Genomic DNA, 12,683 nt, shown 5'->3' with positions numbered 1-12,683 from the left:
CCAGTAACAAGCACCAGCAGTAAAAAGAATTTATTTTTCAGCATCTTCAAGTTTATGTGCCAAATCTTCAACGTACTTGCGGTCAATTTTGATTTGCTCATAGGGCACCCCACAATCATGCAATAATTTTATGGCCAGCGGATTATCGTGGTAGTCAAAATAGTAATTGATTTTTTTAACGCCAGCCTGCACCAGGGCCTTGGAACAGTTGTAGCACGGAAAATGGGTAACATAAATTTCCGTGTCATCAGTCGAAACGCCATTTCTAGCACACTGAATCAAAGAATTCATCTCCGAATGAATTGTGCGTACGCAGTGGCCGTCAACTAACTGGTGCCCGACATCATCACAGTGCGGCTCTCCTGTTACCGAACCATTATAGCCGGTGCCAATGATGCGCTTATCTTTGACCAAAACATTGCCCACTAGTGCACGATCACAGGTTGAACGCTGGGCAATCACTAGCGCTTGCATCATAAAGTATTGTTTCCACGGAATTCGTTCACGCATTTTTTACCTCTTAAAGTAATTCAGGCCAATGGCATCACGCGCCTCTTCAAGCGTAGCATTTGCCGCCTTATTGGCTTTCTTTGAACCTTCCTGCAGCATTTCATAAATTGCATCTTCATCTTGGGCATACTTTGCCCGCCGTGCACGAATCGGTTCAAGTTCTTCTTCTAGAACTTCATTCAGGTAGCGCTTAATCTTAACGTCACCCAAACCGCCTTTTTGGTACTGTTCTTTAAGTTCAGCAACTTTGTCTTGGTCAGGAGCAAACACGTCAAGGTAAGTAAAAACAGTGTTGCCTTCAACCTTGCCCGGGTCTTCAACGTGAATATGACCCGGATCGGTGTACATTGACATTACCTTTTCCTGAACCGTTTTGGCATTGTCAGACAAATAAATTGCATTCCCCAACGACTTGGACATCTTAGCGTTACCGTCAAGTCCCGGCAGTCGGCCCTGCCCTTCTTCTGGGAAATAACCTTCCGGTTCAACCAGCACGTCACAATCATAAACTCGGTTAAAAGTACGGACGATTTCCCGCGCCTGTTCAATCATCGGCTCTTGGTCATCCCCAACAGGAACTAGGTTCGCCTTAAAAGCAGTGATATCCGCAGCCTGCGATACCGGATAATTTAAAAAGCCCACCGGAATTGAATCATTAAAACCCTTTTGTTTAATTTCGGTTTTAACGGTTGGATTGCGCTCAAGCCGAGCAACCGTTACTAAATCCATGTAATAGGCTGTCAATTCAAACAGTGCCGGGATTTGCGACTGAATAAAAATTACCGATTTTTCGGGATCAAGGCCCACAGCCAAATAATCAAGGGCAACTTGAATCAAGCTATTGCGGATCTTTTCGGGATTGCGTGCATTGTCCGTCAGTGCCTGTGTATCCGCAATCATGATGTAGGGCAGATACTCACCTGAATTCTGGAGTTTAACCCGGTTCTTCAGTGAACCAATATAATGACCAATGTGTAATTTGCCCGTTGGACGGTCGCCAGTAAGAATAATCTTTTTTTCCATATTATTAACTCTTTTCTTAAAAAGCTTTGTTTTTATAATTATAATCAATTCTATCAAAAATTAAGTAATTATTAAACTGCCTGCAACAATAGTACAATAGGAACAGAGGTGAATTATTATGTGCAATCAATTCAAAATACCCAGTCTAGCGGAAATTCGACACTATCTCAAAAGTGACCTCAACTTGCCACTGACTGTATCTCGAGACACCTTTCCAGAAACTAAAAACATCTTTCCTAAGCAAGCTGCCCCCATCCTGCTTTACGAAAATGAAAAATTACAACTGCAAAGTAAAAATTGGGGTTATCCCAGCCCGGTTGACGAGCGAAAAGTGCTGTTTAATGCTCGGATTGAGCGCTTCTACGAAGAAAGGCCTTCGATGTGGGATAAATCTTTTGCCAAGCAGCGCTGCATCATTATTGCCAGCAATTTTTATGAATATGGCAAGAAAACCTACTTAGCAGAAAATGGTAAAAAGTACCATGAACGATTTAGTTTTAAAATACCTGACCAGCCGGTGACGCTAATTGCTGGAATTTACGATCAAGCTAATTTTGCCATGGTCACGACCAAACCTAATTCAACAATGACACCAATTCATGACCGTATGCCGCTGGTTATCAGGCCTGAAGAACTACGTCAATGGCTGTTTCAAAATTTCACGGCGTTAGTTGATCGAAGCAAAGTTAATCTAACAGTTACCAAAGTTGCCAAAAATTAACTTGGTTTAATCAAGAAAGCATGGTAAAATTATTGAGTAACGCGGGTATAGTCCGGAGTTTGACAGTTGAAAAAGAAAAAAGTCCTCTGTAAGTCTGATATATCAGTCTTTTGGAGGGCTTTTTCTTTCTGAATTTTTGTGGTACTATCTCCCCTTTTTGCTTTGGAGGATAATTTTTTTCAATTTTTCTTCTGGTATCAGCTCATAGTCTGTCCTAAAGCCAAAAACTTCGTGTAATGCATCCGTTAAATCTGTTCTTTCATATGTCGGTGTGTAGCCTTGACTTGGCAGCTTCACAACTTTCATCTCATTCAAACAAGTGATTAATTCATGAATTGACACGTGTTTTTTGAGTTTTCTTTCTATTATTCTGAGCACCAACAATGCCATGAAACAAATTAAAAAATGGGCCGAGATTCTTGCTTCTCGTTGCAAATATACCGGCCGACTGCGCAATTCACTTTTCATTACCCGAAAACTGTCCTCAGTTTCCCAACGACTTCGATTAACCTTAATTATCGCTAACGGATCTTCTTCTAAGTTGGTACACACAGCATAAAAGCCGTCATATTGTGCCTCTGCTTCTTCTTTATCTGTATCAATCATAAAATGCTTTTGCGCTGCTACTTCACCATCTTTGGTAGTAGCTGTTTGTTTAATAAAGCGTTTGGGATCATTCGGATTTACTGCTTTTAGCTTGCTGGGAGTTTTAACTTTCTGTTTTGCTCGTTCAAATTGTCTTTGACGCACCTCTTGCTCATATAACTTATATTTTATAGAAAATGTCACAACTAAATGTTGCTCAAAACCTGTATTATCTTTGATCCAGCGCTCTTTAAAATAAATCAGATCATTATCTAAGGCAGCTTGTTCATTAATTTGTTCTAAGTTGAACCCTCGATCTTTAGGCTTTAAGTGCCAGTCATTAGAGGCTAAGCACCAGTCTTTTAAATATTTGGGGAGTTTCTTAATTGATTGTGTAGTGACAAAGGAACGCTGACTACGACTATTAAAGAGCCGATTGGCTTTAGATGATAAACCACCATCAGTGACAACTATAACCTCAGATAAATCGAAATCTTTTAATACTTTTTTCTCTAGTTTTTGTAACGAAGGCTGTTCATTTTCGTTTCCAGGAAAAGTTGAAAAGGCTAGCGGCAGACCAGAACCGTCCATGAATAAGCCCATTTGAACAATTGGATTGGGGCGATTTTCTTTAGAGTGCCCATACCTGCGAAATTCATCTTCTTGCTCAATTTCAAAGTAATAATTAGTACAATCATAATACAGAATTTTTTTCTGTCGAGGGAGCAATTTTTGACTGTTATGATAGGCTGCAGTCTGCAAGGTATGACTTTCTTGCTGGAGAACATCTAGAGCCCGGTACAGGTCGTGCTGACTGCAAGTCATGTTCTCTAACAGTTCGTGTGATTTAAGCAAAGAACCGCGCTTAGAAGCTGGATCCAGCACTCGTAAATAGATTAATTTAGAAAAAATATCGTTCAGATCAAATTTGAAATCATGTTTACGTTGAATTTGGTCAATCGCTCGTCCTAAACCAAGCTGATAATAGATACTTTGTAAGAATAAATAGCCAACATTGTAAGAAAGCTGATTATTTTTGGTAATTAGCCGATTAGGCCGGTACTTAACCATAATTTCTAGGTTAGAAGACTTCTTTTTACGAGTAAGTTCTTTAGCATAGTTTCTAGCCCACTGTTCAGGATCAACCCCAGGATGTTTTTTCAAAATTTCAGCTTCGTTGCCTAAAGCTTCGACAACTCTGGAAGTAGCTTTACCATTAAGATCGCGGTAACTCTCAATGACAGAATAGGAAACAGAATTAGTAGAAATATTTTTACGGATACGCATCATGAAATTCCTCCACTTATATAGTACGATAATAGTACCACGAAAGCAAGAGAAAAATTTGACAAGATAAAACGCGTAATAACAAGGATTTTAGGCTCTTAAGAGCTTTTCAACTGTCAAACTCCCGAAAGTTGCCAAAAATTAACTTGGTTTAATCAAGAAAGCATGGTAAAATTATTGAGTAACGCGGGTATAGTTTAATGGTAAAACATTAGCTTCCCAAGCTGAAGATGCGGGTTCGATTCACGCTATCCGCTTTATAACTAAAAAAGATTGGATTCATTCCAATCTTTTTGTTTTAGACAAAATCTTATTCTGTCTTCAATACTTGTTTGCTATTTATCTACATAAAAGAAATTTCATACTGCATCAATTTACTTTGACCAGGTTCCAGTAAGATGTTTCCTTCTTTATTTCTCCAATCAACTGATTTTCCATTTTTGTCTGGTAAACCATTAAATAACTCAATACACAAAAATCCTAGGTCCTCATCTTCCTTTGTCCAAAGACAAAAGTTTTTAAAACTACCGAGTTTAATTTTTAAATAATCTTTATTAGCAGAAGATAATTTTACCTCATTTACATTTTCATTGGCGATAACTTTAAGACCATTACGAAACATTTCATGATTTAACTTAACTTCTTTGCTTTGCGAAAAATCAATTATATTGCCGGTTCTAAATGGAGTTGGTGTTTGAATTATTTCATAACTTTTTAGCGGCAATTCAAAATCACCAGCAAAAGTAACCTTATAATCGTCATATTGCAGCCCATCTTTCGCCATTGGAATATTAAACGCAGGATGTGAGCCTAACGCAAATGGCATAGTTTCATCACTTAAATTCTGAACAAGGAAACTAAGTGATATGCCATCAGGTAAAATCGTATATGATGCGATTAGTGTGAATTTAAACGGATAAATTTTTCTAGTTTCGGCAGAATCAGAAAGCATTAAAGTCAAGTTATTATTCGTTTTTGACACTAATTTGAAATCAGAAACATTAGCAAAACCATGAACTGGTATTGAATATTGCTTTCCGTCAATGAAATAGCTATTATCAAAAGATGCACCAATAGCCGGGAACAGTACAGGAGCGTGCTTAGGCCACCTTTCACCATTCCATATATACTCAATTTTATCTTCCTTATTATATATTCGATTAATTTGCGCTCCTAAGGGATTAATCTCAGTTAAAAATTTATCATTTTCTAATATAAACATTTTTTCTCCTAATGCTAATTAATGATGCTTTAAGTGCTTTCCTATTCAAACATACACTCTTTGATATCCTCAGCCGTCTTCGCAGCCCGTATTTTTTTCAAAATTTCTTCATTACCCAATTTGCCTGCAACCTTTGAGAGCAATTTTAAATGAATAATATTACCCTCTTTTTTATCAGGTACCGCAAAAAGAAAAACAATGTCCACAGGTTGGTTGTCGTATGATTCCCATTCGATTTTTTGTGTTGATTTTCCAACTGCAAGCCCTGTTTTCAAAACTGACCCAGATTTTCCATGAGGAATTGCAATTCCATTCCCCATGCCAGTTATTCCTTGTTCTTCTCTCCTATATATATCTTCTATATAGTCCTGTTTATCATTAACATATCCTGCATCGAATAAAAGATCTGTTAAATGTTTTATCGCATCTTTTTTAGTGCTGACATTCATATTCAGGTCAATAATTTTAGCATCAAACAGTTTTGATAAATCCATATCCATAAGTACTCTGCCTCCAAATATTCATTAGTTTAGTGGTAAAATAATTTCTTACAAAAAATACTGAAGTTTAAAGCTAAATAAAAAATTCATCTTTAAAATCAGTATTAAATAGCATATTCAATAAATATTATTAAAATGTGTAACGATTATTTGATCTAACTAGGTCAATATAATGTTTAACAAATTCTTTGACACCTTTTTCAGCCATCATTTCCATATGAACATAATCCAAAGTGCCATCCTCTTCAAGAGCCTTTAGCACTGAAGCTTTAGCTGCTGCAAAAGCATCTGTTGCGACATTAACCTTATTAATTCCTAAACTAACTGCTTTACTTATGTTGTCCTCACCGGAGCCGGAGCCACCATGAAGAACAAGCGGCATCTGCAACATTTCCTTCAACTCTTTTAGTCTTTCGAAATCAATTTTAGGGGTTCTATCTTTAGGGTAATTTCCGTGAGCAGTTCCAATAGCCACCGCTAGAGCGTCAACTCCTGTTTGGTTTACAAATTCCTTAGCTTTTTGCGGATCCGTATACAAGTCAAGCTTATGATCATCATTATCAACAGCTTGACCAACGTGCCCTAATTCAGCCTCTACTGAACAGTTATTTTCATGCGCATATGCACATACAATCTTTGTTCTTTCAAGATTTTCATCATAAGGCAAACTGGACCCATCATACATCACATTTGTAAAGCCACTTTTAATGCAGTCAACAATTATTTTATAATCACCACAATGATCCAAGTTTAAAGCAATTGGGACCCTTACTCTTGCACTTAATTCCTTAACCATTGGAACAATTTCTTCTTTATGACCCAAGTTTTTCATTTGACCAGGCCCTATTTGAATGATAAGCGGTGATGATTTTTCTTCAGCAGCTTCAATTCCACCGCGAATCATTTCCATATTTACGCTATTCATTGCCATTATTCCATAATTATTTTTATTAGCGTGATCTAAAATCGACTTCATCGTAACTAACATTTTTTTCTCCTAAAATTATAATTGTTCAATATCAAAATCTACTGATTCTTCAGCATCTTTATTATTTTCTTTTTCATCTACTTTTTCATCTGCATCAGGTTTTTTAATTATTGCATATACAACACCTGTAATTAACGAACCGACAATTAATGCAACGATAAACCAAAGCGGGTGCGTCATCAGCGGAATTACGAAAATCCCTCCTGCTGTTGCAGGACATTCAACACCCATTGCTAAAACAATCGCACCTGCAGTACTAGATCCTAAAACAGAACTTATTATGAATCTTACTGGATCTGCCGCTGCAAATGGGAGCGTACCCTCAGTAATAAAACATAAACCCATTGGAAAGGCCGTTTTTGCCATTTCAATTTGACTACGGGCAAACTTCTTTTTAGCAAGCATAACCGCGATAAAAGCACCGATAGGCGGGGTCATACCACCAACAATTTTTGCTGATAAAGGACCGAATACCCCCTGTGCACCTAATGCATTAGCTGCAAGTGAGGCTGTCTTATTTACAGGTCCACCTAAGTCAAAGCCCATGCAGGCACCGATTACCGCGCCCAATAGTCCTCTTGAACTACCATTTAAGCTAATAATCCAGTTTTGAAAATGCGTCATTAAATACGCCATCGGCTTTACTAAAACGAGTAAAAAGCCCATTCCACAAACGAAAGTTGAGATTACTGGAATAAATAGCACCGGCATTAACCCTGCCATCCACTTGGGAACTTTCCAGCTTTTCATAAAATTGATAAAGTATCCAAGTATGAATGCTATTAGGATACCGCCTAGAAAACCTGCTTTTGTATCGGTGGAAACATACCCAAGGATTAATCCGGGAACAATTCCAGGCCGTCCTGAAATCGCATAAGTAATACCAGCCGTTAACACTGCAACCGCAAAATTCATTGCATATGCACCAACTTGGTGAACACCCCACCAAAAGCCCATCCAGGTAAAGGCGTTCATGTTTGACCAAGGAGTTACACCTGGCTTAACAAAATTACCAATGTCAACGCCACCGAATGCTGTCGCTAAAGCACCCAGGATTCCTCCTGCAACAACAACAGGAATCATATAAGATATACCTGTCATGACAGGTCTCTTAAATTCGAATTTTTGTTTTTTCAAAGTTCAACACATCTTTCTCAACACTTAATTTTTTCATGAATTTTGCTAATTAATCCATCCGACGATTTCATAACTGCACTGATTGGTATAGAAACAACTTTTTTCCCTTTAAATCTGCTTTTATCTATACCTATGTCTGTTGCAATAATTACAACATCTGCTGCCTTAATATCTTCTTTGGTTAGCTCATCCTCTACTCCGATTGAGCCCTGCGTTTCAATTTTTATTGAATCTCCAAGTTTTTTTGCCGACTCTTCAAGCTTCTCTTTTGCTATATATGTATGAGCAATGCCCGCAATACAAGCAGTAACCCCAACAATTTTCATAATTGACCATCCTTTCAAAATTAAAACAGTCTTAATACAAGTTTTTATTAACTCAACAAGCTCAACAAATTTCTATTTTTTAATTATTGAAGAAAGCCAAAATAGTCTTTTGCATTATTGTAAGAAATGTTCTGGACTATTTTCCCAAGTTTCTCGATATCATCTGGGACTCTGCCTTGATCAACTAATTTGCCATAAAAATTGCATAATACCCGTCTAAAATATTCATGACGAGGATACGATAAAAAGCTTCTTGAATCCGTTAGCATACCAACAAAATTTGGCAATAAACTCTGTTGAGCAAATATTCGTAATTGATTTTCGATTCCTTCAGCGGTGTCATTAAACCACCAGCCTGCACCCAATTGAAGTTTTTGAACGGTTCCGCCTTGGAAACAACCCATCATTGTAGCAAGTTCCATCCAATCATTATTATTCAATGAATAAAAAATGGTTCGCGGAATTTGATTTATATTTTGCATTGTCATATACAGCTTAGTAATATGAGCAACAATATCAGATTGTGTTCCCACCGCATCGTAACCAGTATCCGGGCCAATTTTATTAAACATTGGCCGATTTAAATCACGGTTAGAATTAATATGGAATTGCATTGTCCAATTAAATTCATTATTTAAAATCATTAATTTTTCAAGCAGCATTGTTAAGTATTGGTCAATTTCTACTTGTTCAAGTGGTTTATTTTCAATACCCTTTTTAACAATTCTATCTAACTCTTGTTCGCTAGCCTCTTTAAAATGATATGTCAACAACGACTGGTCTGATAAACAGCCACCCATCTTACTGAAAAACTCAAACCTTTGATGAAGTGCAGTAATAATGTCATTAAAGCTGTTAATTTCAACATTTGAAGCTTCACTTAATGCTTGTAAATATTCGCCATAACCATCTTGATCAATTTGAAATAATTTATCTGGACGCATGGCAGGCAAAGTTTTAAAGCCGTTCTTTTCTTCTTCCTGTTTAAGCAATTGATGATATTTTAAATTCGAAGATGGATCATCTGTCGTGCATACTACTTTTACATTTGAATTTTTAATTAAATTGCGTGGTTTAAAGTCTTCAGTTTGCAGCAATTGATTAGCTGTTTCCCAGATTTTGGGTGCAGTTTTCTGAGTCAGCTCATCATTAATATGGAAAAAGCGGCGTAATTCTAAATGCGTCCACTCATAAAGTGGATTGCCATAGGATTTTTCGATAGTTTTTGCCCACTCAATAAATTTTGTATATTCTTCACCGTCACCAGTAATATATTTTTCATCTACGCCATTAGCACGCATTAGACGCCATTTATAGTGATCGCCATATGTTCCTTCGTTAAGCCAGATTCTGGTAATATTAGGATAATTTTTATTTTCATAAATTTCTTTGGGATTTAAATGACAATGAAAATCAATAATTGGCATCTTAGATGCATAATCATGGAACAAAACTTTTGCTGTGTCATTTTCCAATAGAAAATCATCATTTAATAAGCTCATAATATATTGCTTCTTCTCCTTTAGAATAATCTTGCTTCAATTAAATTTCTTTAGAAATATCAAACTTTGGCTCATTTTTATCTAGCGCCTCTTTTTTTGTTTTAACTATTCCTTGAAGCAAGTCTAAATGCTCTGCAATATGAATATTTAAATACTTATCATAAAGATCTTGGTTTTTAAGAAGGATTGACCAGAATTTGTCACGATATACATAATGATAATTATGCTTTAGATTCATAATCGGACCAAACATTGTATGTAAAATCTGGCGCGAATCATTATTATCCAGCAGCTCTACTACATTTTTAGATGTAATCGTTGCGGGCTTAGGTGCCGTGCCGTCAGTTTGCGCGTCAAACACATAAAAGTCCTTAACATCATCCAAATTTTCATAAGCAAATTTATATAGCTCAACCATAAATTCAGGATCTTTGTGAGCAATCACTCTCAATGCTTCTAGCCAATTAGTTCCTGCTGTCTTAACATGCCAACCATTTTTCTTTGAAACACGGCCAATAATTTCATAAACAGACAACTTATCAGAGCCCGAATGAATACTTAGCCTATAACCGAAGTGTTCAGCAATAGCTTCATGAATGACAAAATCCTCTTCAAACTCCTTAGGATCACCGATGTAATCAATTGCCTTTTGAAATTCACCTACAAAACGAGGGGCTAGCGAAGTTGGAACAATGCCACGCTGTTTTAATTCATTAGCGAAAAAGTAGTGATTAGCATTCGTTGTTCGATATGGTGTTTCGTCCATTGAAATTTCAAGATCCAAATTATAAGTAACAATATATTTATTATAAATATCTGCAACAAATAAGATTGCGTCATAGAATGTCAAAACTGACTCTTCAACATCATGCTTATCAAACTTGATTGAATGGCCATTCCCTAAATCAAAGCTCTTATTTAAATATGTATCGTTAAAGTATTTAATTTGACTTGGATCTAGAGCATTAAATTGTCTATCCATTTCTTCATTGCTTAGGTTAACTGCAGCATTATTAACTACTTTAGTTAAATCAAGCGTAATAATTGAGCACCCGCTCTTAACCGCGTAGTCCACTTCATATGGTGTCTTAACATGGTCACCGTCAGCGCCCCAACCATAATCAAACCCTTCTTCAAATACTGCCCATGATGCATCTTGAAAAACTTCAGTATTAGTTCGATTCATCAAAACTAATTCACGAATCGATTGTTGAGCTAAAACTGGCATAACACCACGGTTTTTAAATAATCTAATATGTGCATTTGAAGCATTTCCTAGGCGATCACCTAATCCAAATGAGTACTTATAATTTCGGCGTGAGGTTGGTCGCATCCATTGAAACCGTTTAGCCAGAGCCTTATTATTTTTTTCATTCAACTCACCAATCAACAAAGTTGAATCAATATCAGTTAATGAGTCCTCTGCTTCAAAATCGCCAGCTGTCAATCGATTTTCGTAGACAACTAGACTCTTTTGCAAGATTCCATTGGAATCAGTATGGTGAAGAATAAAATAAACATTTCTTCGGTCAATTTGAATGGAAGGGACATAAATTTCCTTATTGCTTAATTGATCATAATCAATATTCTCAGTCAAAATTTCTTTAACATCATTTAACAACTTATTTAAATCTGTCATCAATTTCTCCATGTTTTAAATATAGTTACAGTAAACAAGCTTGCTTGTCATAAGCTTGTTCTCTTTCTAGGAATATAATCTAAAAATTTAACCACATATTTATTTTGTGTGTATAAAATACATGATCATAAACCTTTTTGATTGTTTAATAATTTGAACATGTATCCCCCCTCTCAATACTAAAATTCCCATCTTGATATATTAGTATATCTGAAACCGATTACAGTATATTACGTAAATCTTCTTATTGTCAATAGCAAATTTTAGATTTTTTGACATAAATTTTATTTGTGATTCAGTTTACGAAAAACAATTTTTAAAAAGCTATATCAATTAATATTTTTGAATACTTATCAATACCTAAGGTTAGCCCTAATTCATTGTCGCGCATCCTCGCAGTTTGAACCTGAATGCAATTGCGCTTATTTTTCGTTATTGTTTCAAAAAGTTTGAAAAGATTTTTGCGTACAGCTATAAATTAAGCTACTGCTATTTAAGAGCTTATTTTTTTATTTAAAGTTTTATTGGATAAAATATAAATTAAATTACTTTCAGTTTTATACGCAGCATCAAATTAACTCTTATCCAATAATAAGCACACGCCAAATTAGATACTAGTATACATTATCATATATTTATGTCAAATTGCTTTTAAAAATTATAGTTAATCCAGTGCGAATTTTTGGAATCAAAAATAAACTTTTTTAAATGTGGAAGGCCATAAGAACTACGCTATTAGATATCTATAGATACATCAAGTCTATTTCTATGAGCTTTAATTTTATTAAATAAAAACTATTAGCCTATTATTTAAAAGTGGAACTTCCACTTCTTGTTTGTTAATCAAATAATTTATCGGCTTCGGTTATTGCTTATCAATATATTTAAAAAATATTATATTTAAAAATTAACTTTCTCATTTTTAGATAAAAAAATTGCGTAACAGTAGCAATCTTAAATTATTGTTGCTATTACGCTACGCGTGCGACTATTTTATTAAAATTATACCGTTTAATATAGACTGCCATACTTTCTAAAGTAGCATCTCAATCTAGATTAGGCTCATTCCATTAATCTAACTTTGTAAATTTTTTATTTAATGACCTTCTATTGCCAGATCCAATAAATTAAGTACGCATTGGTTGAGATTATTACATTGACAATTAAATTGCAGCAGGAATTGTAAAACGTTACTGTTAGCCAATGAAGAGAACGTGCAGCAATGAAAAAACGGTAAAATCAA

At 35.7% G+C, this 12,683-nt stretch carries 11 protein-coding genes and 1 tRNA gene; 2 read left to right on the top strand and 10 right to left on the bottom strand.

The genetic code is table 11. The features are described 5' to 3' along the window. Positions 1 to 30: 30 nt before the first annotated feature. Positions 31 to 510, bottom strand: a complete 480-nt coding sequence (locus PT285_RS02435) for a deaminase (protein WP_277147620.1) — start codon at positions 508 to 510, stop codon at positions 31 to 33. A 3-nt stretch (positions 511 to 513) separates the two neighbouring features. Beyond that, complete coding sequence (gene trpS / locus PT285_RS02430; RefSeq protein WP_277147619.1) at positions 514 to 1,533, bottom strand: tryptophan--tRNA ligase; 1,020 nt, start codon at positions 1,531 to 1,533, stop codon at positions 514 to 516. Between the two features lie 118 nt (positions 1,534 to 1,651). On the opposite strand from trpS, the gene PT285_RS02425 reads away from it, so the two are divergent. Continuing rightward, entirely contained in the window at positions 1,652 to 2,254 is a 603-nt protein-coding gene (locus PT285_RS02425; protein ID WP_277147618.1) for an SOS response-associated peptidase family protein, read from the top strand. Positions 2,255 to 2,398: 144 nt separating this feature from the next. Here the strand turns inward: PT285_RS02425 and PT285_RS02420 are convergent, their stop codons facing one another. Continuing rightward, positions 2,399 to 4,129 (bottom strand): IS1634 family transposase, encoded by a 1,731-nt coding sequence (locus PT285_RS02420; protein ID WP_277147617.1) that lies wholly within the window; start codon positions 4,127 to 4,129, stop codon positions 2,399 to 2,401. Positions 4,130 to 4,312: 183 nt separating this feature from the next. Here PT285_RS02420 and PT285_RS02415 point away from each other — a divergent pair. Continuing rightward, a tRNA-Gly gene (locus tag PT285_RS02415) sits at positions 4,313 to 4,383 on the top strand. An 86-nt stretch (positions 4,384 to 4,469) separates the two neighbouring features. Here PT285_RS02415 and PT285_RS02410 read toward each other — a convergent pair. The 7 genes from PT285_RS02410 to PT285_RS02380 all read right to left on the bottom strand — a co-directional run bounded on the left by PT285_RS02410 (position 4,470) and on the right by PT285_RS02380 (position 11,440). After that, on the bottom strand, positions 4,470 to 5,348 hold the full coding sequence (locus PT285_RS02410; protein WP_277147616.1) for an aldose 1-epimerase family protein: 879 nt from the start codon (positions 5,346 to 5,348) through the stop codon (positions 4,470 to 4,472). Between the two features lie 41 nt (positions 5,349 to 5,389). After that, positions 5,390 to 5,848: a PTS sugar transporter subunit IIA gene (locus tag PT285_RS02405; RefSeq protein ID WP_277147615.1), complete on the bottom strand. Its 459-nt coding sequence runs from the start codon at positions 5,846 to 5,848 to the stop codon at positions 5,390 to 5,392. Between the two features lie 130 nt (positions 5,849 to 5,978). After that, positions 5,979 to 6,836 carry a class II fructose-bisphosphate aldolase gene (locus PT285_RS02400; protein WP_277147614.1) on the bottom strand — a complete coding sequence of 286 codons (858 nt, stop codon included), beginning with the start codon at positions 6,834 to 6,836 and terminating at the stop codon, positions 5,979 to 5,981. A 15-nt stretch (positions 6,837 to 6,851) separates the two neighbouring features. Then, positions 6,852 to 7,973 (bottom strand): PTS fructose transporter subunit IIC, encoded by a 1,122-nt coding sequence (locus PT285_RS02395; RefSeq protein WP_277147613.1) that lies wholly within the window; start codon positions 7,971 to 7,973, stop codon positions 6,852 to 6,854. 17 nt (positions 7,974 to 7,990) lie between these two features. Next, a complete protein-coding gene (locus tag PT285_RS02390) occupies positions 7,991 to 8,299 on the bottom strand; it encodes a PTS fructose transporter subunit IIB (RefSeq protein WP_277147612.1) in 309 nt (102 codons plus the stop codon). Between the two features lie 83 nt (positions 8,300 to 8,382). After that, entirely contained in the window at positions 8,383 to 9,801 is a 1,419-nt protein-coding gene (gene uxaC / locus PT285_RS02385) for a glucuronate isomerase (protein WP_277147611.1), read from the bottom strand. 40 nt (positions 9,802 to 9,841) lie between these two features. Beyond that, positions 9,842 to 11,440 carry a tagaturonate epimerase family protein gene (locus PT285_RS02380; protein ID WP_277147610.1) on the bottom strand — a complete coding sequence of 533 codons (1,599 nt, stop codon included), beginning with the start codon at positions 11,438 to 11,440 and terminating at the stop codon, positions 9,842 to 9,844. Positions 11,441 to 12,683: the final 1,243 nt, after the last annotated feature.

This window comes from Lactobacillus sp. ESL0791, assembly GCF_029433255.1.
In the GTDB taxonomy this organism is placed as follows: Bacteria; Bacillota; Bacilli; order Lactobacillales; family Lactobacillaceae; genus Lactobacillus.
Note: the sequence above shows the minus strand (reverse complement) of the source record. Positions and strands in the feature narration are given on the sequence as shown.

Coding starts and splice junctions, on each gene's coding strand:
- PT285_RS02435 (WP_277147620.1), bottom strand. CDS start 510: ATGCGTGAACGAATTCCGTGGAAACAATACTTTATGATGCAAGCGCTA.
- PT285_RS02390 (WP_277147612.1), bottom strand. CDS start 8,299: ATGAAAATTGTTGGGGTTACTGCTTGTATTGCGGGCATTGCTCATACA.
- uxaC (WP_277147611.1), bottom strand. CDS start 9,801: ATGAGCTTATTAAATGATGATTTTCTATTGGAAAATGACACAGCAAAA.
- PT285_RS02410 (WP_277147616.1), bottom strand. CDS start 5,348: ATGTTTATATTAGAAAATGATAAATTTTTAACTGAGATTAATCCCTTA.
- trpS (WP_277147619.1), bottom strand. CDS start 1,533: ATGGAAAAAAAGATTATTCTTACTGGCGACCGTCCAACGGGCAAATTA.
- PT285_RS02405 (WP_277147615.1), bottom strand. CDS start 5,848: ATGGATATGGATTTATCAAAACTGTTTGATGCTAAAATTATTGACCTG.
- PT285_RS02420 (WP_277147617.1), bottom strand. CDS start 4,129: ATGATGCGTATCCGTAAAAATATTTCTACTAATTCTGTTTCCTATTCT.
- PT285_RS02425 (WP_277147618.1), top strand. CDS start 1,652: ATGTGCAATCAATTCAAAATACCCAGTCTAGCGGAAATTCGACACTAT.
- PT285_RS02400 (WP_277147614.1), bottom strand. CDS start 6,836: ATGTTAGTTACGATGAAGTCGATTTTAGATCACGCTAATAAAAATAAT.
- PT285_RS02380 (WP_277147610.1), bottom strand. CDS start 11,440: ATGACAGATTTAAATAAGTTGTTAAATGATGTTAAAGAAATTTTGACT.